The following is a 23,899-nucleotide window of genomic DNA, read 5'->3' as shown; positions in this document are numbered from 1 at the left end:
GATATGATAAAACGCTTTCACTTCTTAATATAACAAATATTTATCATCTTTGAATGATTTTTTACGATCGGAAAGAACATGGACATTGGTGACAATGTTGGTTACAATGTAACCTGAGGTAAATTATTTTACAATCGGCCTGGGTTCAAGCCATGGTTTACTTCATTGTTACGCTGGTTGCAACTTCCACTTGCACCGGTATGTTTTATTCTGATTTCCATATAATAACGGTTAATGAATCATTCACAGGTTTATACTGAAAACGACTGGAGTTTGAGAAAGTAGGTGGAATGACGATGGATTACTTTATGGTACCGCTTTTGGTCATCATCAGTATTCTTGCCGTACGCGGAGCATGGTACAACAAAAAAACCGGGAACAAACCCGGTTTTGTGATCGGTGGCATCTTTACATTGGGAGTCGTCGGAGTGACATTGCTTGCTTTGTATGATTTCTTTATCGGACTCCAATAAAAGCGGTAACAAGGTTTTCATCGGCCCTGGTGAGAACCTTGTTTTTTTGTTCCATCAAAAAAAGGCACCCGAAAATGGGTGCCTTTTTTGGTCAACGTCAAATTTGCGTGTCGGGGCCATAGGATTCCAAGCGTTCTTTGACGCGATTCAAGAAACGTCCTGCCACCAGGCCGTCGAGAATCCGATGGTCGAGGGACAAGCAAATGTTCATCATGTCCCGGACGGCAATCATGTTGTTATAGATCACCGGTCGCTTCACGATTGCTTCAAAGGACAGGATGGCTGCCTGCGGCGCATTGATGATGGGTTGCGATTGGATCGAACCGAAAGAACCGGTATTGTTCACCGTAAACGTTCCGCCCTGCATGTCGGCCAGTTCCAATTTTCCATTCCGTGTTTTTTCGGCCAAGTTCTGCACGGCTTTAGCCAGTCCCAAAATGCTTTTTTCATCCGCATCATGGATCACCGGTACATACAAGGCATCATCGGTGGCCGTGGCCATCGAAATATTGATGCGTTTCTTCAAGATGATTTTGTCGTCCGCCCAAACCGAATTGAGGATCGGATACTCTTTGAGCGCATCCACAACCGCCTTGATGAAGAAAGGCATAAAGGTCAACTTGACCCCTTCGCGTTTTTGGAAGTCATGTTTGATACGGTTGCGCAATTCCACAAGTCCCGTTACATCCACTTCCATCATGGTCCAGGCATGGGGAGCTTCATGCTTGCTTTGCACCATGCGGTTGGCAATGGTACGGCGCACGCTGGACACAGGAATCTCGGTGTCGCCATTTTCCAGTACAATGCCGGAACCGGATCCCGGTTTGGCAGCGGGTTTGTCTGCCGCGGCTTTGGGTTCGGCCGCTTTTTCCGCAGCCGCCGTGTGAGACGGTTGAGCCGGAGCAGCGGCCCGACCGGTACCTTCTTCAATCGCTTTGAGTACATCTTTCCGGGTGATCCGTCCCCCTTTTCCGGTTCCGGTCAATTGCGTCAAATCGATGTTATTTTCCTGAGCCAGGCGCATGACGGCCGGAGAATAACGGTGTTTGTTGGAATCATCTTTTTGTGCGGCCGGTTTTTGTTCCGGTGCTTTTGCTTCTTCCCGGGCGGGAGCGGAAGCTTCTTCTTTTGCCGGTTCTTCTGTTCCGCCTTCTTCTCCTGCCACTTCGATGCGGCAAATGAGTTGCCCGACTTCAACGGTTTCGCCTTCTTCAGCAATGATTTCCGCCATTTTTCCTTCATAAGTTGACGGAACTTCGGCATTCACTTTGTCTGTGGACACTTCACAAATCGGTTCATATTTGGCTACAGGATCTCCTGGTTTTTTCAGCCATTTTGCAATGGTGCCTTCGGTTACACTTTCCCCGAGCTGAGGCATTAAAATATCGGTCGCCATTTTGGGAAGAACCTCCTCATCTGGTTAGAATTCTGCTAATTCGCGAATGGCATTTGCGATTTTTTCCGGATTCAACATAAACTCTTTTTCAAGCGGCGGGCTGTACGGCATGGCAGGTACATCCGGACCGCAAAGACGTTTGATGGGGGCATCCAATTCAAACAAGGCTTCTTCGGCAATGACCGCAGAAACTTCCCCGGCAAATCCTCCTGTTTTATTATCCTCATGAATCACGATCACTTTTCCCGTCTTTTTCACTGCATCGAGAACCGCTTCTTTATCCAGCGGTACCAATGTGCGCAAATCCAGCACATGGGTGCTGATTCCTTCTTCTTTTTCCAATTTTTCAGCAGCCTGCAAAGCGTAGTGAACCATCAGACCGTAGGTAATCACGGTGACGTCGGATCCTTCCCGCTTCACTTCCGCCTTTCCGATCGGAACGGTATAATCCTCTTCCGGAACTTCTCCTTTAATCAACCGATAACAACGTTTGTGCTCAAAGAACAACACCGGGTCGTCATCGCGGATCGCCGATTTTAATAATCCTTTGACATCATAAGGAGTGGATGGCATCACAATTTTCAATCCGGGAACACCGGTGAACAGCTTTTCCACGCTTTGTGAATGGTACAACGCTCCGTGAACGCCTCCGCCGTACGGTGCACGAATCACCATGGGCACATGCCAGGTGCCGTTGGAGCGATAACGAATCCGTGCCGCTTCACTGACAATTTGGTTATACGCCGGCATGATGAAATCAGCAAATTGGATTTCAGCCACCGGACGCATCCCGTAAGCCGCTGCACCAATACCGACTCCGACAATCGCAGATTCCGTCAGGGGTGTATCCAGCACCCGGTCCGGCCCAAACTGTTCATACAGGCCGTCGGTTGCCCGGAAAACACCGCCGCGCACCCCCACATCTTCTCCAAGCACGAAAACACGTGAATCACGTTCCATTTCTTCCTTCAGTGCTTGTGTCACCGCATCAATATATGAAATGACCGGCATATTCATTCCCTCCTGCTCGATTAGGCATATACATGATCATGAATGGTTTCAGGTTCCGGATAAGGTGCTTTTTCCGCATAATCCGTGGCATCATTGACTTCTTTGGCGATTTGATCCTGAATTTCTTTTTCTTTCTCCTCGGTCAACACACCTTGATCCATCAAGTAATTTTTAAAGACGACCAATGAGTCTTTTTTCTTTGCTTCTTCCACTTCTTCCCGTGCCCGGTAAGTACGGTCATCATCATCACTGGAGTGCGGAACCAAACGGTAGGAAACGGCTTCGATCAAGGTCGGACCTTCTCCCTTCCGGCCACGTTCGGCTGCTTCTTTGACCGCTTTGTAAACTTCAAGTGGATTGTTTCCGTCGACTTTGATGCCGGGGAATCCGTATCCCTCTGCCCGTTTCCATACTTCGCCCCCGGCCACTTGCTTGGAGAGCGGCACGGAAATGGCATATTTATTGTTTTCCACCATAAAGATCACAGGCAGTTTATGAACCCCCGCAAAGTTGCATGCCTCATGCCAATCCCCCTGGTTGCTGGAACCTTCCCCGCAAGTGGTGAGTACCACATGATCTTTGTTTTCCAGTTTACCGGCATAAGCGATTCCCACCGCATGAAGCACCTGGGTCGTCACAGGGCTGGAACCGGTTAAAATGCGGAAACGGTGATCTCCATAGTGTCCGGGCATCTGGCGTCCGCCGCTGTTTGGATCTTCTGCTTTGGCAAAGGCAGACAGCATTTGGTCTCTGGCGGTTTGCCCAAATACCAGCATCATGCCCAAATCACGGTAATAAGGGCAGAGCCAGTCTTTTTCGCGATCCAATGCAAACGTAGCCCCCACCTGGATGGCTTCCTGACCTTGACAAGAGATCACGAAGGGAATTTTACCGGCCCGATTCAAAAGCCACATGCGCTCATCCACTTTGCGCGCCAAAAGCATGTAACGGTACATATCCAACACTTGGTCATCGCTTAATCCCAATTCCCGATGGTTCAATTCGCTCATCAAAAAACGCCCCTTTCGTTAACCATGGATCGGTTTTCCGTCGACAGCCATCGCTGCTTCGGCATAAACCTCGGATAATGTCGGATGCGGGTGAATGGTATGGGCAATTTCCCAAGCCGTTGCATCCAATACTTTCGCCAACCCGGCTTCCGAAATCATATCGGTTGCATGGGGACCGATGATATGCACACCCAGCAAGTCATCGGTTTTCTTGTCAGAAATGATTTTTATGAATCCGTCCATTTCTCCGAATACCAATGATTTTCCGACGGCCCGGAACGGAAACTTGCCGACTTTGACTTCATAGCCTTTCTCTTTGGCCTGCGCCTCTGTCAAACCGATGCTTCCCACTTCCGGACGGCTGTATGTGCATCGCGGAATGGTGAGCGGATCAATCGGATAAACTTCTTTGCCGGCCATGTGTTCCACTGCCAAAATTCCTTCATGCGAAGCCACATGAGCCAATTGATATCCGCCGATGACATCACCGATGGCGTAAATGTGGCTTTCTTCCGTCTGCATGAATTCATTGACTTGAATCACACCTTTTTCCACTTTGATCGAGGTGTTTTGCAAGCCAAAGTCATCGATGTTGGCTTCACGCCCGACGGATACAAGGGTGCGGTCGGCCTCCAGTGTTGTCACTTCCCCGCCTTTTTCCACCTGCATGGTCACTTTTCCACCCTGAGCAGTGACAGTTTCCGGCAGCACTTTGGCACCGGTCAGGATTTTTACTTTTCTCTTCTTCAAAAGACGGGCCATCTCCTTACTGACATCCTCATCTTCCAAAGGCAAAATCCGGTCCATATACTCCACAATGGTGACATCCACACCAAAGTCGCTGAGCATGGAAGCCCACTCAACACCGATAACGCCGCCTCCGATGATAATCATGGATTTCGGAAGCTCTTCCATTTGCAAGGCATGATCCGAGTTCATGACAAATTGACCGTCGACTTCAAGCCCCGGCAATGTTCTGGGCCTGGAACCCGTTGCAATCAACACGTTTTTGGGAACCAGCATCGTCGGTTCTTCACTGCTGTCCGCGTGCTCAACGGAAATGGTTCCGGGCATCGGCGAGAAAATGGACGGGCCCAAAATGCGGCCGGTTCCGTAATAAACATCCACTTTATTTTTCTTGAGAAGTCCCTCGACTCCTTTATGCAAGGTATCGACCACTTTTTGTTTTCTTTTTTGCACCCGGTCAAATTCCAGATTGACATCCCCGACGGCGATTCCAAATTCTTCGCTGTTTTTCATATTTTGGTAAAGCTCAGCGCTTCTCAACAAAGTTTTGGTCGGGATGCATCCTTTATTTAAGCAGACGCCTCCCAAGCGTTCCTTTTCGACAACAGCCACTTTCATTCCCAGTTGGGCGGCACGGGCGGCGGCGACATAACCGCCGGGCCCGGCCCCCAATACGACGAGATCATAGTTCTCAGCCATGGACTACCTCGACTCCTTTTTCTATCGGTGGATAATGCTTGGCCTCTTCTTCGCCGCGAACCACACGCAACGTTCCTTCGACCAATGCTTGCAATTCATTTTCTCCAGGGACCACATGCACAGGGGCAATCCACTCCACACGATCTTGGATCATTTTGGTGAAAGATTTCCCGTAGGCCAGACCGCCCGTCAAAATGATGGCATCCACTTGTCCGTTTAACACCGTGGAATAAGCTCCGATTTCTTTGGACACTTGATAAGCCATCGCTTCATAAATCAAAGCTGCCTTTTCATCCCCGTTTTCAATCATCTTTTCTACTTCGCGGGCATCCGTCGTTCCCAGATAACCCATGAGTCCGCCTTTCCCGACAACCATGCGCATAATTTCACTGGCAAAGTATTTGCCGGAAAAACAGAGTGAAATCAAATCGCCAACCGGCACCGTCCCCGCACGTTCGGGCGAAAACGGTCCTTCTCCGTTCAATCCGTTGTTGACATCAATCACCCGGCCTTCCAGATGCGCGCCCACGGTGATGCCGCCTCCCATATGCACAACTATGAAACGGCTTTTTTCATAGGTCATCCCCAATTTTTGGGCAACGCGCCGGGCCACTGCTTTTTGGTTCAAAGCATGGAAAATGCTTCTCCGCTTAATTTCAGGAATCCCGGAAATCCGTGCAACCGGTTGCAATTCATCCACCACCACCGGGTCCACGATGAATGCCGGAATATTCAATTGATCCGCAATTTCTTGGGCAATGATGGCACCCAGGTTGGAAGCATGCGTGCCATATTCCGCTGAACGCAGATCAGCAATCATTTCTTCATTCACTTTGTAAGTTCCGCCCGGAATCGGTCTCAACAACCCTCCGCGTGCGACCACGGCGTCCAGTTTGTTCAAGTTGATCCCTTCGCGATCCAAGGTGTCCAGAATCACCTGTTTGCGAAACGGATATTGGTCAAACATGTCTTTAAACTTTGCTATTTCATTTGGATCATGGCGCAATGTTTCTTCCAAAATCGGTTTTTCGTCCGCAAACACACCGATTTTCGTCGAAGTTGATCCAGGGTTAATTGCCAGAACCCGAATCGGCTCCACCTTCAACACTCCATTCTAATCTGCCTGCAATTTTCCATCCCTTATTTGTTGTTAAAATTGATCAGGTTGCGTTGATCTTGCAAAAATGTGCTTCTTGTTTTGCGCATCATTTCAATCCGTTCTTCCGCCATGCGGTCTGCTGCGAGATAACTCGGAATGCCATCCCGTTTTGCAATCTCAAACACTTTCAGGATATTGTCGTAAATGCCTTCCACTTTTTTCATCGCACGCTCACGGTTGTAACCCAACAATTCGTCGGCGACATTGATCACGCCTCCGGCATTGATGACATAATCCGGCGCATAGACGATTCCTTTTTCTTCAAGCATTTTTCCATGGCGCTCTTCTTTCAGCTGATTGTTTGCCGAACCGGCCACCACTTTGCATTTCAAGCGTTCAATGGTTTCGTCATTAATGATCGCCCCGAGCGCACAAGGAGCAAAAATGTCGCATTCCACATCATAGATTTTGTCCGGATGAACAAATTCGGCACCAAATTCTTGCACGGCACGGTCTGCATTTTCTTTGTTGATGTCGGTCACAATCAATTTGACCCCTTCATTATGCAAGTGCTTACATAATTCGTAAGCAACATGTCCCACTCCTTGAACAGCCACCACTTTGCCTTCGAGTGAGTCATCGCCGAAAGCTTCTTTTGCAGCCGCTTTCATTCCACGGTATACGCCGTAAGCGGTCACCGGTGAGGGGTTGCCGCTGGAACCGAAAGCGGGCGACACGCCTGTCACGTAACGGGTTTCCTCATGAATGATATCCATGTCTTCCACGGTGGTTCCCACATCTTCCGCCGTGATGTACCGTCCGTTCAAACCTTGAATAAAGCGTCCCAAGGCACGGAACATGGCTTCGTTTTTGTCTTTTCTCGGATCGCCGATGATCACCGTTTTTCCGCCGCCGAGATTTAAGCCGGCAGCCGCATTTTTGTAAGTCATCCCTCTTCCCAAGCGCAGCGCATCCTCAATGGCTTCCTCTTCCGAAGCATAAGTCCACATGCGCATACCACCCAGAGCCGGCCCCAGGGTGGTATCATGGATACAAATGATGGCTTTGAGACCGGACTCTTTATCTTGGCACATGACGAGTTGTTCATAATCATATTTTTCCATGTAATCGAAGATTTTCATCTTTCATTCCTCCTCAATCAGATCATTGGGCAGCTGCCTGCAACACGGCAAGCGCAATCGAATACAATTTGGATTCCGGCGAGTCCGCACGGGAAGTCAATACCACCGGGGCGGCAGCTCCCAAAACAACGGCACCGATTTTACTGTTGGCAAAATACACCATGGACTTGTAAAGCATGTTTCCTGCCTCAATGTCCGGCACCAACAAAACATCCGCACGTCCTGCAACCGGACTGTCAATTCCTTTATGTTCCGCTGCTCTCACGGACACTGCATTGTCCAAAGCAAACGGCCCGTCAACCAAAGCACCTTTAATTTGGCCCCGGCGGTTCATTTGTGCGAGCGCGGCAGCATGAAGCGTCGCATCCATATTGGGATTCACCACTTCCACTGCACCCAGGACCGCAACTTTCGGTTCGGTATTTCCGAGTGTGTGACAGTACCGGATCACATTTTGGGCAATTTGGGTTTTTTCTTTCAGATCCGGAGCCACATTCAATGCCGGGTCGGTGACATGAATCAAGTGATCATATCCCGGAACTTCAAACGTGGCCACATGGCTCAATACGGCGCCGGTCCTCAAGCCTTTTTCTTTATTTAAGACGGCCCGCAAAAAGTCAGCCGTTTGAACCATCCCTTTCATCACCACATCGGCTTGTTGGTCACGAACGGCGGATACTGCCATTTTTGAAGCTTGTGCGGGGGAATCCGCATGAATGATTTGCCCGTCTTTGATATCAAGACCGATTTCTCGGCTGATCTCCCGGATCTTGGCTTCGTCCCCAAACAACAGGAAATCGGCAATTCCATGTTGCATGGCATCACGAACAGCCTCCAACACATCCTGATCATCGGCTGCTGCGACAGCAACCTTGACCGAAGGCAAAGATTCTGCTTTTTTTAGTATTTCTTCAAAGGATCTTAACATACTTAACACCTCTTCATTCCGGCTGATTGTTTGAGTCGTTCCTTTCATTTCATCAACGATAGTTTTTACGATTTCGCCGGCCGACATACTGATATGCAAATGGCATGCCAACCGGATCAAAAAATGAAAATCCCGCGATTTTATTAGCAGCTTTTGTTATTTTAGATTTTTTTCGTTTGCAAAACTGTGCAGAGAAAGGAAATTTTTTTCATGCAATTTTTTGCAAAATCAAATCAGATCGTATTTTTCCAGCTTGTAATAAAGGCTTCGAACGGAGATCCCCAGCGCTTTGGCTGTCTCCGTTTTGTTCTTGTTGGTTTTTTCATACACTTTTTTTAAATAATTTTTTTCAAATTGTTGTATAACATCTTTCAAAGGTTGAATATCTGTACCACTTTCCAACCGGCCTTCCAAATCTTGTCCCTCTTTTGCCCGGGATAAATCCAAGGGCGGCAAATGTTTTTTCCTCATGACCCTTTCGTTAAACTCCATATTGATCATGGCCCGCCCCAAAACGTTTTCCAATTCTCGTACGTTTCCCGGCCAGGAATATTGATGCAAGGTTTGGATCGCTTCCAAGTCAATCTCTTCCACATTCCGGCCATATTCCTGGTTAAACTTTTTAATCAAATGCCGGGCCAAATCCACCAGGTCTTCTTTCCGCATGCGAAGCGGGGGAATGTGAATCGGCAATACGTTCAGGCGGTAATACAAGTCTTCCCGGAAGCGTTTCTCCTGAATGGCTTTTTCCAAATACACATTGGTTGCCGCAATCACCCGGACATCGATCGGAATCGATTTGGTGCCTCCCACCCGCAAAACCTCTTTTTCCTGCAGCACTCTGAGCAGTTTTGCCTGGGTGCTCGGCTTCAGCTCGCCGATCTCATCCAGAAAAATGGTTCCGCCGTTGGCTTCTTCAAAAAGGCCTTTTTTTCCGCCGCGCCTTGCCCCGGTGAACGCTCCTTCTTCGTAGCCGAACAACTCGCTTTCCAACAAGGATTCGGACAAAGCGGCACAATTCACCCGGACAAACTGGTTGTATTTGCGGTCACTGGCATTGTGAATGGCATGAGCAAACAATTCCTTCCCGGTTCCCGATTCCCCTCTCAACAAGACGGTCGCCCGGGTTTCCGCCGCTTGCTTTGCCTGTTCAATGCTGTATCTCATCGTTTCGGAACTTCCGATAATGTCATCAAATGTATATTTGGCCTCCAGGTTTCGGATAATCCGGCGCGCCCGTTCGAGATCCCGGTTCAGCCGCTTGATCTCGGAAACATCGTGTATAATTCCCACACTACCTTTCAATTCCCCTTCCATCATGATCGGCGCAACATTGACCAACACCTCTTTCCGATGGGGACCCACTTTTAATTGGACGCCGCGAACCGGTTTTTTGGTCCGGAGCACCTTCATATGCATGCTTTCCCCTTCGGAGATATCCGTATCCGCCGGCTTCCCGATAATGTCCTCCGGTTTCAGTCCCGTTAAACGGGTGTAGGCCGGATTGATCAGGATCCCCATTCCGTTGGTGTCCACGACGGAAATGGCATCTTCCGATGAATCGATGATGGCCTGCAGCAAGCTTTTCATGCTTTCCAAATCGATGATTTGTTGGGACATGTTCTTCAGCTCGCTGATGTCCCGGAATACTGAAACGGCTCCGATCACCTTTCCGTCTTGCCCCTTCACCGGAACACGGTTGGTCAATATCTCCATTCCGCTTGGAAGTTTAAACTTTTGATTCAGTTCCGCTTTTCCGTTGTGCAAGACCCACTCCAGACGGGATTTTGGGATCACATCCTCAATTTTTTTCCCCAGCACTTTCCCGGCCGAGGTTCCGATCATCCTCTCTGCCGCCCGGTTAAACAACGTGATCCGGGCTTCTTTATTCACCGCGATCATTCCGTCATGGGTGGAATCCAAAATTGTTTCCAACTCTTGTTGCCGGCGCTTGTAAGCCATGAACCACTTCTTTTTTTCTTCCACCAGCCGGATCAACAGATCAACCACCGCGCCTGAGATCAACAGGGTATCTTCATGTTTCATTTCCCCCAGCCGGTCATAAACTTTCGGATCTCCCGTCACTTCCAATACCACATCAGGCGCCGGATCCAGGAAAGGTTCGAATTGCCTTCCTGTGGGAATCCCATGTTTCTCAGCTTCTGAAATCGCAGGAGCGTCAGGATTTAAATCAACCACTCCGATCACTTTGACAAAATCAATGGACAACAAGGTTTGCAAGATGGCAATCCCGCCCTGACCGCCTCCCACAATAAGAAACGTTTTCATCGGAATTCCTCCTTCCTCCTTCGCCATTCATCTTATCATATTGTTTCTGTGAAAAGCGGGTGGTAATATCCGCTAACCTGCGCTACTATGTTTAAAGAAGATACAGAAAGGACGGACCGGATCGATGAAACCATCAAAACCTGTGTATCAACGTATCTTGGCCATCATTATCATGTGCATTCCGGGAGCATCGGCCGCATACAGTTGGAAATGGATGCGCGACATGTTCCACGACTTTCTGTCCGGCCAATCCTTTGCCTGGTTGCCGTTTACCGGTTCCCTCATCTTATTTCTGGCCAGCATCGCCTTTCTGGGTGGTTTCATTTTTCACCATGACAAAAAAAGAAACCGGCTCAAAAGTCAAAAAAGCAAAATTTCCTCTTAACTTTTTGAGCGAACAAAAAAGAGGATGAAGGGTTTCTTCCCCCATCCTCTTTTTTTATTTCTCCCCGCCGCGTCTTCAGGCTTTATCCAAAAGCCCGGCGGCGGAAGCAGGATCCTTCTCTTTCTCCGCTTTGTCTTTTTCAAACAATGCCACCATGCCCGGCAACAACATGCCCCGGATTAAAAAAGTGTCCAACAAAATGCCCACAGCCACAATGAAACCAAAGACAAACAAAAGCTGTATCGGCTGGGTCATCAATACCGCAAAGGTGGCGGCCAAAATGACTCCGGCGGAGGATATAACCCCTCCCGTGCTGGCCACGGCATTTTCGATCGCTTGTTTGACGGTGTGATTTTTCCGCTCTTCCTGGAACCTGGACATCAGCATGATGTTATAGTCGATGCCCAGTGCCACCAGAAACACAAACGAATACAGCGGAACCCGGTTGCTGATGGAATCAATGCCGAAGAACCACTTGGTCAACAGCATTCCCAGCCCCAACGCGGCCAAAAACGATATCAAAATGGTTCCCATCATGTATACCGGCATCTTAAAGGATCGGGTCAAAACAATCAGGAGCAAGAAAATCAAAATGGTTTCCAACAGGACAATGAGCCAAGTGTCCTGGTTATTGATGATGCGGTCATCCACTTTGTGGGCGGTTTCCCCTGCAAAGTACAAGTTGCCTTTCAATCCGCTCTCATTTAAAATCTGCCCCGAATGGTTGACCATTTGTTCCATGGCATCAATGGTTTTCACCGCATAGGGATTTTCGTCAAAAGTCAGCTGAAAACGGACCACTTTTCCGGATTCGTCCGTTCCGTTGGGACGCACTTGGCTGACGAGCGGCTGTTTTTCCAACGTCTGTTGCAAGGAATCCATCTGCGTTTTGGTAACCTTCTCCTCGGCTTCCAACAGAACGGTGGTCGGTGCCAAATCCCCTTTGGCAAACTTTTGCTCCAGCACTTCATACCCTTGGCGCGAAGGCATATCTTCCGGGAACGATTTCATCGTGTCAAACTCATAGTTCAAGTTCGCCAAATAGCTTGCCGACAAAAGGAGAAAAATCCCGATGGCCGCCACAAAAACCCCCGGTTTCTTGACGACCGTATGTCCAATCCGGCTCCAAATGGCGTTGTTTTTGATATTCGCTTCCCCGACCCGAGGCACTTTGGGCCAAAATGCCTTTCTTCCGAAAGCCGCAAACAAAGCAGGAATCAAGGTCACGGATGCCAGCATGACCACCGCCATCGCCGTGGAAAAAGTCGGGGCAAAGTTCCGGTAATCCCCAAACTGGGCAAAGAACAAAACAAGCATGGCGGCCAAAACCGTTCCACCCGAGAAGAAGACCGGCATTCCCGTGCCTCTCATGGCCGCTTTCATGGCGGCAAATTTGTCCTCATGCACCTTCAGTTCTTCCCGGAAACGGGAAAAGACGAACAAAGAATAATCCGTGATGGTTGCAAACAAGAGAATCGACATAATCGAAACCGTCTGATTACTGTATACCAGCCCGGCTTTCCCCATCAATCCCAGAATCTGCATCACAGCCTCATAAACAAATGCCGCGGCAATCAGCGGAATCAGGGCCAACAATGGAGAACGATAAATCACAATTAAAAGTACAAGGATTAACCCGATTGTCGAGAAAAGAAGCACCAGATCTGCTCTGGAGAAAAGATCCAGTGTGTCCGCGGCGATTCCGGCCGGTCCGGTCACATAAAGCTGAATATCCGGATGATTCCCGGCTACCTCTAAAATTTGATCCCTTACCTCTTTGATCTCTTTTGTTTCCAGCGATTCATCAAACATGTAAGGAAGGACTGCGGTTGTCTTGTCATCCGAGAAAAATCCCATCATTGCCTGGGGAGGCAGGTTTTGCAGGGGAACGGCGGCTTCCAGTCCCTTCGGATCCGCTCCCTCAATTTTCTTCAACAACTCCAAAAGCGCTTCGGCTTTCAATTCCCCTTGTTTTGACTGAAAAACAAAAATGGCGGGTGTTCCGTCCTGACGAAAGTACTGATCTAGTTTCTTTTGGGCAATGACCGATTGGGCTTCCCCCGGGAGAGAGTCCACTTGGCTCACCTCATAATCTTTTGCCCCCGGAGCAAAAAGGGCGAGCAGAACCACGGCAATCAGCCATACGGCCAACGTGATCCAAACTCCCTTCTTTGTTGTCACACGATCCGTCACTGCTTGCAGAACCTTGTGCATCGCTTATCCGTTTTCCCCTTTCCATGAAAGTAACAATACTGTCACTTTGAATGCAAATTGACACAAGTGTCACTTAAGATCATAAACAATGGTGACACTTGTGTCAATCAAAAAACATATACGAATTCTTCTCAACGTTTAACCATTCCATAAAAGATGATTTCCTCGATGCTCTTGACCCATTGATCCCATGGGACTTCACCGCGTGGAATGGCCACAGAGTTAAAAATAAATCCCAAGATCAGTTCATCCGGAATTTCCTCTTTCAACACCTGTTCTTTGCGCCCCAATTGGATTAATTGTTGCAAGCGGCCATAAATCATTAAATGGAGTCGACTTAATTCTTCTTTTTTCTCTTTGACTTTGTTCGTACTTGCTGAAATTTGCTGTCCGATCTCCATAAGTTGATCAATATTTTCGTTTTCAAATAAAAGGTGCAACAGAAATTCAAACTGGGCGAAAAAACCTTGCCTGGTTTCCATTTCATTCAGTTTCACAAGAAACCGATTCATTTCATCAATCATATAAGCCATAATTAATTCATCTTTATTCTCATAATATTTGTAAATGGTCCCGCGTGATACATTCAAACATTCTGCCAACCGGCTGAGGGTAAAGGCGTCATAACCTTTACATTGAAGAATTTGTTTGGTTTCACGAAACAATTCATCGGTTGAAAACTTGCGTTCCCGAGCCACCTTGTCGCCTCCATTCACTTCAAACTCTCACCACATTCCAACACTCAACACTGTAACCATTTATTTTAACATGTTTCGACACTAAAATTCTCTTTTTTATCCCAAATTTCATTCACGGTTTTGGGCGACTACACATATTGTGGAAAAAACAACTTTGCGGAGGAGAATGGAGCGAATGATACATCCAAACCTGAATGGGTTCAACCATCTGCAGAAGCAGTCTTTTGCCTTTATGATTCAATATTACCGCACCTGGCTGGAACAACAACTGCAATCCATTACCGATCCTCACCAGAAAAAAGCCGGACAAAAATTGTGGAAACAGATCTGCCATTTGGAAAGACAAGTGCCTTTTAAAGATCCTTACACCCTTTACCAAACTTTTCAGCAACTCATCGTACAATTCCAAAACCTTGCCTCGCCCATCACAACTTCTTTTGCAGAAAAAACTCCGAAATCGCCGGAATCCCCCAAACCATTGCAAGAGCCCCGCGTTCCCGTTGGAAAACATCAACTGCCTCCGCTCCCCTATCCCTATGATGCGCTTGAACCATATATTGATGCGGAAACCATGCAACTGCATCACGACAAACATCATCAAAGCTATGTGGACGGACTGAACCGGGCTGAAAAAATGATTCAAACCGCCCGTCAGGAAGGGGATTTTACTTTGTTGAAGCATTGGGAACGGGAAGCGGCCTTCCATGGAGCCGGTCACTATTTGCACACCATCTTTTGGGAAATTATGAATCCGGAAGGCGGTGGGGAACCGTCCGGCTCTCTCAGAAACCAAATCGATATGGATTTTGGCAGTTTCGTACGGTTTCAGGAACACTTCTCCCGCGCCGCAGAACAGGTGGAAGGAAGCGGTTGGGCCATTTTGGTCTGGAGCCCCAGGGCACATCGACTGGAGATTTTGCAAGCGGAAAAACACCAAAACCTTTCCCAACAAGATGTGATTCCTTTACTGCCCCTAGATGTTTGGGAACACGCCTATTATCTGAAATATAAAAACAATCGCAAAGCATACATCGACAACTGGTGGAATGTGGTTTACTGGCCTGAAGTGAAAAAACGTTTTTCAACCGCCAGGAAAGTGACCTGGTCCCCTGCTTAAAAAGGAGGCAATGACCGATGGGCAAAAAAAGAAGACTTTCGACAAACCGGCAGGAACAACGTCCTGCAAAACCCAAGTACACTACCCGGGCAAACATGTTTCATCAACAAGTGGTGGCACCGCTGGAAAAAAGATTTCGCCAAGCTTTAAAAGCCCGCAGATATGCCGAAGCCGAATCCCTTTATCGAAAAATCACCGAAGCGAGAAAAGAACACCGGTTATGGATTGACCGTTCCGAAAAAGTACGAATCCGCTGATGAAAAAAGCCGCCACGATCAAGTGGCGGCTTACCCGACTTTATGTTCAATGCGTAATTTATCGGCAACCATCGCGATAAATTCACTGTTTGTCGGTTTTGCTTTGGTTACGTTAATTGTATAACCGAACAGCTCCCGGATGGAATCCATATTCCCACGGCTCCAAGCCACTTCGATCGCATGGCGGATCGCCCGTTCCACACGGCTCGGAGTCGTGTTGTATTTTTTGGCAATCCGGGGATACAGCGACTTGGTGATCGCTCCGAGTAACTCCACCTCATTGTAAACCATGGAAATGGCTTCACGCAGATACAGATACCCCTTGATATGGGCCGGGACACCGATCTCATGAATCACGTTGGTGATATTGGCATCCAAATTATTGGCTTTTTGTCCGGAGGCCGCTTTTCCCGACGGGACGGAAGAGCCGGATTTCACCAATGCCGGCTTGGAAGCAATGCCTTTCATCTGCCGGATCCGGTGGGTCAACACATCCAGATCAAACGGCTTTAATATGTAATAGGAAGCTCCCAGTTCCACGGCCCGGTGCGTGATGTTTTCCTGGCCGAATGCCGTGAGCATGATCACTTTCGGATCAAACTCCAGATCCATTTGCTGGAGCTGTTCTAATACGCCAAGCCCGTCCAGATGAGGCATGATAATATCCAGGATCAAAACATCGGGAATTTCCTGTTTTAACATTTCAATGACCTCGCCCCCGTGGTGGGCCACACCGATCACTTCAATATCTCCCTGCCCGTTCAAATGTTCTTTAAGCAAATCGGCAAATTCCCGATTATCATCCGCTAGGATCACTCGGATTTTATTCAATGGAAGACCCTCCCAATCGTCCAAAACAGTTTATTTTTTCCATTCGACAAAGAATCAAAACTTCCTGCATTCCGCCTTTTGATGAGGGCATAATTTTTAAGAAAATAAAAAAATATACAATTTCATAAAACGAATTCGGTGTAAAACCACGAAAAAGTTGCATATTAAAATTAGAAAGGAGTGAACCGCTTTGAAAAAACCGTCCAATTCCAGCTTGGAACAAAAGAAAAAAAACGAGAAAACCAAACAGCAAAACAAAACCGAAACCGAATTTGCCGCCGGCTTTGGAAACAAGAAGCTGGAAGGGCCGGACCGCCCGTCAACTTAACTTCATTATTCAACGTTAAAAAACTGGGATATATCTTCCCGGTTTTTTTTATCTCCAAACTTATAGATTGAAAAACAATTATATTCAAATAAATACAATTATTGTTATAAAGATTGATTCATCTTTAAATTTCTTTTAACATATTATTTGTCGTTTATTTACTAGATCAATTAATAAATAGTCATAAACATTTATAATCATGTCATTTTTTTGCGAGGTGATTGAATGAAAAAGGTTAAAATCAGTCTGGCATGGCAAATATTTATCGGGCTCATTTTGGGTATCATTGTCGGGGCCGTTTTCTTCGGCAATCCGAATATCGAAAAATATCTGCAACCCATTGGCGACATTTTCTTGCGCCTCATTAAAATGATTGTCATCCCCATTGTCATTTCCAGCATTATCGTCGGCGTAGCCGGTGTCGGAGACATTAAAAAACTGGGGAAACTCGGCGGAAAAACCATTCTTTATTTCGAAATCATCACCACCATCGCACTGCTTGTCGGGTTGCTCGCCGCCAACGTGTTTCAACCGGGTAAGGGCGTTGACATGCAATCCATCGAGCAAACCGATATCAGCCAATATCAAGAAACCACGAAAGAAACGGAAGAACACGGGCTCATTGACACCGTCGTCCAAATCGTCCCCGAAAACTTGTTTGCGGACATTGTGGAAGGCGACATGCTGGCCATCATCTTTTTCTCCGTCATGTTTGGCCTTGGGATCGCCGCGATCGGTGAAAAAGGAAAACCCGTGCTCAGGTTTTTCCAAGGAACCGCCGATGCCATGTTTTATGTCACCAATACCGTCATGAAATTTGCTCCCTTTGGCGTCTTTGCCCTGATCGGAGTCACGGTTTCCAAGTTTGGGATCGAATCCTTGATTCCATTGAGCAAACTTGTGATCTTGGTTTATGCGACCATGATCTTTTTTATTGTCGTGGTCTTGGGGCTTACCGCGAAAATCGTCGGAGTCAACATTTTTCATTTGGTCAGGATCTTAAAAGACGAATTGATTTTGGCTTACTCCACTTCCAGCTCGGAAGCCGTTTTGCCAAAATTGATGGAGAAAATGGAGCGGTTTGGCTGCCCGAAAGCGATCACTTCGTTTGTCATTCCAACCGGTTATTCGTTTAACTTGGACGGTTCCACGCTTTATCAAGCCATTGCCGCCATTTTCATCGCCCAGATGTATGGCATTGATTTGACTGTCACCCAACAGGTCACCCTTTTGCTCACACTTATGATAACCTCCAAAGGAATTGCCGGAGTTCCGGGAGTTTCCTTCGTGGTCCTGTTAGCCACCTTGCATGTTGTCGGCATCCCGGCAGAAGGATTGGCATTCATCGCCGGCGTCGACCGCATTATGGACATGATGCGTACGGTTGTCAACGTCCTGGGCAATTCTTTGGCATCGGTTGTCATGTCCAAATGGGAAAAACAATTTAACGAGAAAAAAGCCAAAGACTACTTTGAAGAAATCAAAAATGCCGCCTAAGACTGCTGCGTTCAAACAGCAGTCTTTTTCATTGATTGAAACGACTCATAACATAACACCTTCCCCTTCCCCTTGCAATCTCCAACCGACAGCATCTGACCGTAAAAGATGCAATTTAAACTCCATGGAATGAAATTATTAATAACTTTATCTGATTTACTCCTTTTTAATAAATTTCCTTCCTGATTTCTCCCCTCATCCCTACCCTTCCAAGTCAAAATATGCTAATATAAAAAAATATGTTGAAAGAAATTTGTATTTTTCCCTTAAATCATCCATTTCAATCGTCTTTAAAGAAGAATTAACAATATAGACAAGAGTGTTTTAAATCGAATATTACAAAAACAAGTATAATTGGCTATGATTTATGAATTATTTACATAGGTTGTAAACCGTAAACCGGTTTGCAAATAAATCGAAATATTGCTTAAACAGAGTGAACCTCCGGGTTCATTCTGTCTGTTATGACAGCCATGAAAACACATCCATGAAAGGAAGGTGAATCTGTTACGGAAAACAAATTACATACATACTTGCGCCAGCGAAGGAAACGGTTTAAAATCCATCCTTCTGCTTTTGTTTTCCGTAACCATGTGTATGCGTCACATGCGAAAAAACATCCCCCGCCGCCTGCTGATGGCAATCATCTGCATGATGATCGGAATTGTCATTCCATTGTCACCGGCGATTTCCCACGCCGAAGGAGGCGGCATCAACGTTCCTTCGGTCGATGACCATTTTTACAAGCCGAAGGAAGGGCCGAAACCGGAAGAGCAAAAAAAGATCAACGATGAAAACACCAAAGTGGAAACACCGGAGCAAAAACAACAACCGCAATCCAAAAACGAAAAGAAAAACGACGGTCCGGATCCCTGGACAGTCATGAAATTTGTGATCAATGACTTTGCCAAAGAACAAGCCGCTTCCATTGAACCTTATCTTTACAATCCGATTGATGAAATCTCCCCCAAAGGAGCCGTTTACGGCAACATAGTGAAAATCCCGCGGTCAGCCATGGGAAACTTGGTTTTTAAAGATGGGTCCGCCGGGAAAATCTTTATTGATACTTGGGATGGGGCAGAAAAGGGCAAAGAAGTTTGGGATAAATATAAAGATTTGAGAACCATTCAAAGTTTAGAAAGACAATTAGTTTCAGCAAATACATCTTTAACACAGGCTGCAGAAATTCAAAGTCAAATCGGGAAACTCAGTTCCGTTTCTAAATTGTCCAAAGGTCTCGGCTGGGTTGGCATTGGTGTTGCCGCTATCGATACAGGAAATAATCTGATTGACACCTACAAAAATTGGAAAGCCGGCAAAGGTGCCGAAGCCCGGGATGCAGCCATCAAAGCTGTGGGAAGTTTCGGTGAAGGTCTGATTTCGGCAGGAGTCTTGATGGGACCCACTCCTTGGGGAATCGGTTTAGCCGCTGCCGGTACGGTATTATGGGCTGGAAGTGCCATTTGGACCCATCGGGAAGGCATCAAAAAGATGGCACAAGGAGCCGTTGATTTGGCGAAAAAAGGGGTTAACGCCGTGAAGAATGGTGTAAAATCGGCTTGGAACAAACTTTTCGGTTAAACAAAGGAGGGCTAAAACAATGAATTTGGAAGAATTAAAAGGCAGACCCAATCCGGAACCACCGGAATTGATTAAAACTGTGGCAAAAGGCTACTTAAAAGATGGAGAACAATTTAATATATTCCCCCAAAAGGCGGTTATAAATGATGAAGCATTCTATTTTGCAACTTACAGCTATTCTAAAGAAAATATAACTGGCTTTTTAATTGTTAAAGAAGATGGTACTTTACCTCTTCATAAGGATTGTATAGATGTTTATCTTTATCTTTCCGGAGTTGAAACCGGACTGACAAATGTTCTTGCCTATGGCTCCGACTGGTCTAAAAGACCGATGGGGGTGTGGAAAAAGTTGCAATCCCTGTTGGATTCTTTTGCAGATACGGTCCATGCTTCCAATGATCCCGCTTTTCAAAAGGGATATGATGTCTTTTGTTCCATCCCCAATACCATGTTTGAAACACAGGATCAGCTGAAAGAAGTCGTGGAAAACGCAAAAAAATATTACACTGAATTGACGACAGATTATGTTGTTACAAAAGAATTCCACGATAAAGTGGACGAAAATTACCGTCTTATGATGGAGAATATGAAAAAACAATTTGAAGTGCAGATTGAAACGGAAGAAGAACGGACAAAATTCATGAAGCAACTAAAAGCATCCATTTCTTTTCTGGATCTCTCGAAAAAATTTTCCTATATGCGGCTGAATAAACTGCATAAATGGCTGAATGCCGATCAAGCAACAATGATGGAGTACGAAAAATTCAAAGCAGATGTTTCAAGAGAAAAATCCAGTGAATCAAAAAGGAAAGAACAAATAGAAAGTATTCGCAACCCCAGAGACTAAATGTTGAAGGAGGACAAAATGCTCATTCGGGATTCGTTTCAACTGTATCGCGAAGAATTTGGCAAGATTTTAATGCTGGGTTTGATCGTGATCGTTCCAATCCAGTTTCTGTGTATACTCATCAACAACTATTTATATTTCTATTATTGGTTACCTCAGATTCATATCGCTGATTTGTTCTACGGCATCAATATGTTGATTGCCGGATCACTGGTCCAAATTCCCTTTATCAAGATCTTGGACAGTTACCGGAAACGGGAATACATTGAGTTTTCGAGTGCATACGGGAGCTTTTGGCAATATGGTTTTGTCGTTTTTGTGATGTCCGTTCTCTATACTTTGGGAGTGGTCACCGGAACTTTCCTTCTGCTTATCCCGGGATTTGTTTTGATGGTTCTGTTTAATGCCTTCCCGTTTGCCGTGGTCCTGGACGAAAAAAAATGGTGGGAAGGCTTCAAGCAAGCCTTTCAATTTGGCAAAAGCAATTTCTGGAAACTGTGTGGTATTATTTTTGGCTTCTTGATCGTGGAGCTGGCTGTCGAGTGGATCGTCCAATCGATCACATTCTTATTCACCGACCGCTACCTCGTGGTGGCATCCGTGGTCATGCTGGTCAATATGTTGTTTGTTCCGCTTGTCACTTTTGCCACCGGCTTGTTATACCAAGATTGGAAAGAACAACCCGACTCAGCAATTTGAAGCCAAATTCAAAGGCAAGATTCCGAAAATGGATTCTTGCCTTTTTTTTCTTGTTGGTTTGCTCTTTGTTTGTATAAAAGTATTTTGAATTAGAATTTTTTTATATAAAAAAGCAGGTTTTCCCTCCTTTGTAGCCAATTATATAGTCAGAATATTTTTATAAGGAGGGTTTTTCTTGGCCAAAAAATTGGTAGTCCTCAGTTTGTTTGTGGTCACCCTGCTGGCATGGACTCCGGCCTTTGCTTACAATTTGTGGGGTTACAGATGGTCAAGCAGCAATATTACGTATGAATGCGATATGGGAGGCGACTATACGACACAGTGCGAAAACGGCGCTGCGGAATGGAGCAGCCGGACGGATGTAAATCTCAGTTACGGAGGGTCCAGTGCCGGGATTCGCACGGAGGCCGGCAATTATGGAAATGTTTCCTGGAGCGGCCTTTGCACCGTTACTTCCGCTTCAGGCAGCACGGTTTACCAAATGGATATTTCCATCAACCGTTATTATACCGACAGTTATTCCTCTCAGGTTCGAAAAGGAGTCATCACGCACGAACTGGGGCATGCGATCGGTCTTGCCCATGAAGACCGGCTGGGACCCGGTGGAGCAGTCATGTACAGCAATGACGGGAGAACGGTTTATTCCCCGACCCAGGATGACATCAGCGGAGTGAATGCCATTTATTAATTTTTAAGGAGGTTTATTTATGCTGAGGAAGTCCAAACACCTTCTTTATTCCATCGGGATCACAAGTCTTGCTTTGTTGACGGCGGCCGGGATCTATGTTTCTTTCTTCCAACCGAAAGAGGTGGAAGTGGGTGTGTCCTTGAACAAAATGTATTCCAGTGTGAAAGAAATGCAGCAAGAAGCTGATTTAATCGTGGAGGGCAAGGCTCTTTCCGGGCAAAAAAGTTTTTTCTATGACCGGGTTCCGTTTACCCTGACTTCGTTTCAAATTGATCAGGTCTATGAAGGGAACGCTCCGCAAAAAGTCATATCCATTTTGGAAACCGGTGGTGTACAGAAAAATATGAATTTTACCGTGGAAGGAAATGAAGTCATGGATGCGGATGACTCGTATGTTTTGTTATTGAAAAAATACGAAGGTCCGGTGACAAATGATCCCAGCTACGTGATCGTGGGCGCTTATCAAGGGAAATTTGCTTTGGATGGAAACCGGGTTTCTGCTGCTGAGCACGTGGATGCGGCCCTTCAACAAATTCAGACGAAAGATCAACTTTTAAAACAACTGGATCGATCCTGAAGAGAAAAAAGCGGCTACGATGTGTAGCCGCTGTTGATTGAATCACCCCTGCATCTTGCAACATCCATTCGATAAAAGTTCCATATCCCGAAGTTGGATCATTGACAAACACGTGAGTTACTGCCCCAATTAATTTTCCGTTTTGAATGATCGGGCTTCCACTCATTCCCTGGACAATGCCGCCGGTTTTTTTCAATAACCGGGGATCCGTCACTTTGATGATCAATCCTTTGGTCGCCGGAAATTTTTGTTTGATGGCATGCACGATTTCAATGTTGTATTCCTCCACTTTTTGCCCCTCAACCACCGTCAGGATTTTGGCAGGGCCCTCTTTCACTTCATCAGCGAGAGCAACCGGAATCGGTTTTTGGTATTTTCCGTTAGCCGGGGCCTCATTCATCTGCCCGAAAATCCCGAACGGTGTATTCTGGCGGATGTTCCCCAACACTTGATTTTCCCTGAAGAAAATGGCTCTTTTTTCACCCGGTTCACCAGATTCCCCTTTTTGAATCGAGGTCACATTGGATTGGACAATCTTTCCTTCCCCCACACGAATCGGCAGTCCGGTATCCACGTCTGTCACGACATGTCCCAGTGCCCCGTACACATGTTTTTCAGGATCATAAAAGGTCAGCGTTCCCACCCCGGCCGCGGAGTCGCGGATATAAATCCCCAAGCGGTAACGGTTTTCCCTGGCATCTTTTTGTGCCTGAATGGTGGTGTTTTTTTGTTTTCCTTCCCGTATCAGTGTGACCCGGATCGGTTTATCCTCCGATTTTTCGACTTCTTTGGCCACATCCTGCACCCGGTTGACCGGCTTTCCGTTCATGGCCACAATATAATCGCCGATCCGGATGTCAGCTTTTTCAGCCGGTGAATCCACCTTTTCATCGCTGGTCTGGATACGATGGTGGCCGACGACAATCACTCCTTTGGAATAAACCTTCACTCCAATGGATTGTCCGCCGGGGATCACCTTTAACCGGGGATAAACATTCACTTGGACTTTTTTAATCGGGAATGCACCAAATAAGTTCAGGGTCAGCCAAGTCTTTCCGGCTGTGTTGGTAAATAAAGTGACAGGCTTTTTGAGATCCACCGGAACCTCAGCTTGACGGAATCCGTTCACATGGAGAATACGGGGATCGGATACACTGGCAGTAGCGGTGGCAGGCATGGATAAAGGAAGCTGTTTTGATTCACCCTGAAAAAGGCGGATCTCATGTGGAAATTGGATCCATTGCTGAAAGACACTTGTAGTACTTCCCAACATCAGGAGAAGCACCAGGAGAAATCCCAACCATTTTCGTTTCCCTTTGCTTTGCAATCTTACCACTCTCCTGAGCTTCCCGCCTTCCCTTTCGCCAATTTTGAAAGGTGCAGCTT

Annotated in this window: 22 protein-coding genes; 10 read left to right on the top strand and 12 right to left on the bottom strand. The window is 46.6% G+C overall.

Annotated elements, in window-relative coordinates; all coding sequences use genetic code 11:
- The first annotated feature begins 296 nt into the window (after positions 1–296).
- Positions 297–473: a hypothetical protein gene (locus ATH33_RS13505; RefSeq protein ID WP_156097763.1), complete on the top strand. Its 177-nt coding sequence runs from the start codon at positions 297–299 to the stop codon at positions 471–473.
- Positions 474–570: 97 nt separating this feature from the next.
- Here the strand turns inward: ATH33_RS13505 and ATH33_RS02900 are convergent, their stop codons facing one another.
- From ATH33_RS02900 to ATH33_RS02865, 8 genes are all read right to left on the bottom strand, one after another.
- Positions 571–1,869: a dihydrolipoamide acetyltransferase family protein gene (locus ATH33_RS02900; protein ID WP_049719959.1), complete on the bottom strand. Its 1,299-nt coding sequence runs from the start codon at positions 1,867–1,869 to the stop codon at positions 571–573.
- A gap of 24 nt (positions 1,870–1,893) precedes the next feature.
- Entirely contained in the window at positions 1,894–2,880 is a 987-nt protein-coding gene (locus ATH33_RS02895) for an alpha-ketoacid dehydrogenase subunit beta (RefSeq protein ID WP_037997460.1), read from the bottom strand.
- Between the two features lie 20 nt (positions 2,881–2,900).
- Positions 2,901–3,890, bottom strand: a complete 990-nt coding sequence (locus ATH33_RS02890) for a thiamine pyrophosphate-dependent dehydrogenase E1 component subunit alpha (RefSeq protein WP_037997459.1) — start codon at positions 3,888–3,890, stop codon at positions 2,901–2,903.
- Positions 3,891–3,908: 18 nt separating this feature from the next.
- Positions 3,909–5,336 carry a dihydrolipoyl dehydrogenase gene (gene lpdA / locus ATH33_RS02885; RefSeq protein WP_121874038.1) on the bottom strand — a complete coding sequence of 476 codons (1,428 nt, stop codon included), beginning with the start codon at positions 5,334–5,336 and terminating at the stop codon, positions 3,909–3,911.
- On the bottom strand, positions 5,329–6,441 hold the full coding sequence (gene buk / locus ATH33_RS02880; RefSeq protein WP_037997558.1) for a butyrate kinase: 1,113 nt from the start codon (positions 6,439–6,441) through the stop codon (positions 5,329–5,331). The genes lpdA and buk overlap by 8 nt, the downstream gene beginning before the upstream one ends.
- 35 nt (positions 6,442–6,476) lie before the next feature.
- On the bottom strand, positions 6,477–7,577 hold the full coding sequence (locus tag ATH33_RS02875; RefSeq protein ID WP_121874037.1) for a Leu/Phe/Val dehydrogenase: 1,101 nt from the start codon (positions 7,575–7,577) through the stop codon (positions 6,477–6,479).
- 22 nt (positions 7,578–7,599) lie between these two features.
- The gene (gene ptb / locus ATH33_RS02870; protein WP_255347206.1) at positions 7,600–8,625 is read right to left on the bottom strand and encodes a phosphate butyryltransferase; all 1,026 of its coding nucleotides are present in this window, start codon (positions 8,623–8,625) and stop codon (positions 7,600–7,602) included.
- A 108-nt stretch (positions 8,626–8,733) separates the two neighbouring features.
- On the bottom strand, positions 8,734–10,794 hold the full coding sequence (locus ATH33_RS02865) for a sigma-54 interaction domain-containing protein (protein WP_037997454.1): 2,061 nt from the start codon (positions 10,792–10,794) through the stop codon (positions 8,734–8,736).
- Between the two features lie 124 nt (positions 10,795–10,918).
- Between ATH33_RS02865 and ATH33_RS02860 the strand changes: the two genes are divergently transcribed.
- Positions 10,919–11,179: a DUF2627 domain-containing protein gene (locus tag ATH33_RS02860; protein WP_037997453.1), complete on the top strand. Its 261-nt coding sequence runs from the start codon at positions 10,919–10,921 to the stop codon at positions 11,177–11,179.
- A 75-nt stretch (positions 11,180–11,254) separates the two neighbouring features.
- Here the strand turns inward: ATH33_RS02860 and ATH33_RS02855 are convergent, their stop codons facing one another.
- Positions 11,255–13,393, bottom strand: coding sequence for an MMPL family transporter (locus ATH33_RS02855; RefSeq protein ID WP_062842955.1), 2,139 nt, complete (start codon positions 13,391–13,393; stop codon positions 11,255–11,257).
- A 131-nt stretch (positions 13,394–13,524) separates the two neighbouring features.
- Positions 13,525–14,091, bottom strand: a complete 567-nt coding sequence (locus tag ATH33_RS02850; RefSeq protein ID WP_049719955.1) for a TetR/AcrR family transcriptional regulator — start codon at positions 14,089–14,091, stop codon at positions 13,525–13,527.
- 175 nt (positions 14,092–14,266) lie between these two features.
- Between ATH33_RS02850 and ATH33_RS02845 the strand changes: the two genes are divergently transcribed.
- Together ATH33_RS02845 and ATH33_RS02840 are read left to right on the top strand one after the other, a co-directional pair.
- Positions 14,267–15,208, top strand: a complete 942-nt coding sequence (locus tag ATH33_RS02845) for a superoxide dismutase (RefSeq protein ID WP_232335027.1) — start codon at positions 14,267–14,269, stop codon at positions 15,206–15,208.
- Positions 15,209–15,225: 17 nt separating this feature from the next.
- Entirely contained in the window at positions 15,226–15,465 is a 240-nt protein-coding gene (locus ATH33_RS02840) for a hypothetical protein (RefSeq protein WP_037993821.1), read from the top strand.
- A 30-nt stretch (positions 15,466–15,495) separates the two neighbouring features.
- On the opposite strand, the gene spo0A is transcribed toward ATH33_RS02840, so the two are convergent.
- A complete protein-coding gene (spo0A, locus tag ATH33_RS02835) occupies positions 15,496–16,296 on the bottom strand; it encodes a sporulation transcription factor Spo0A (protein ID WP_037993823.1) in 801 nt (266 codons plus the stop codon).
- A 190-nt stretch (positions 16,297–16,486) separates the two neighbouring features.
- Here spo0A and ATH33_RS13500 point away from each other — a divergent pair, with 190 nt between their 5' ends.
- From ATH33_RS13500 to ATH33_RS02810, 6 genes are all read left to right on the top strand, one after another.
- Positions 16,487–16,624 carry a hypothetical protein gene (locus ATH33_RS13500; protein WP_156473318.1) on the top strand — a complete coding sequence of 46 codons (138 nt, stop codon included), beginning with the start codon at positions 16,487–16,489 and terminating at the stop codon, positions 16,622–16,624.
- Between the two features lie 225 nt (positions 16,625–16,849).
- A complete protein-coding gene (gene gltP, locus ATH33_RS02830; protein WP_121874035.1) occupies positions 16,850–18,121 on the top strand; it encodes a glutamate/aspartate:proton symporter GltP in 1,272 nt (423 codons plus the stop codon).
- Between the two features lie 606 nt (positions 18,122–18,727).
- On the top strand, positions 18,728–19,702 hold the full coding sequence (locus tag ATH33_RS02825; RefSeq protein ID WP_181733370.1) for a hypothetical protein: 975 nt from the start codon (positions 18,728–18,730) through the stop codon (positions 19,700–19,702).
- Between the two features lie 19 nt (positions 19,703–19,721).
- Positions 19,722–20,549 (top strand): BAR domain-containing protein, encoded by an 828-nt coding sequence (locus tag ATH33_RS02820; RefSeq protein ID WP_121874033.1) that lies wholly within the window; start codon positions 19,722–19,724, stop codon positions 20,547–20,549.
- An 18-nt stretch (positions 20,550–20,567) separates the two neighbouring features.
- A complete protein-coding gene (locus tag ATH33_RS02815; protein WP_037993829.1) occupies positions 20,568–21,248 on the top strand; it encodes a DUF7847 domain-containing protein in 681 nt (226 codons plus the stop codon).
- A 175-nt stretch (positions 21,249–21,423) separates the two neighbouring features.
- Complete coding sequence (locus ATH33_RS02810) at positions 21,424–21,936, top strand: M57 family metalloprotease (RefSeq protein ID WP_049719950.1); 513 nt, start codon at positions 21,424–21,426, stop codon at positions 21,934–21,936.
- 371 nt (positions 21,937–22,307) lie between these two features.
- Here ATH33_RS02810 and spoIVB read toward each other — a convergent pair whose 3' ends face one another.
- Positions 22,308–23,849 carry a SpoIVB peptidase gene (gene spoIVB / locus ATH33_RS02805; protein ID WP_309485129.1) on the bottom strand — a complete coding sequence of 514 codons (1,542 nt, stop codon included), beginning with the start codon at positions 23,847–23,849 and terminating at the stop codon, positions 22,308–22,310.
- Positions 23,850–23,899: the final 50 nt, after the last annotated feature.

The sequence above is a fragment of the Thermoactinomyces vulgaris genome, from assembly GCF_003688725.1.
Taxonomy (GTDB): domain Bacteria; phylum Bacillota; class Bacilli; order Thermoactinomycetales; family Thermoactinomycetaceae; genus Thermoactinomyces; species Thermoactinomyces vulgaris.
The sequence above is the reverse complement of the archived record's forward strand: the minus strand, read 5'-3'. Positions and strand labels throughout refer to the sequence as shown.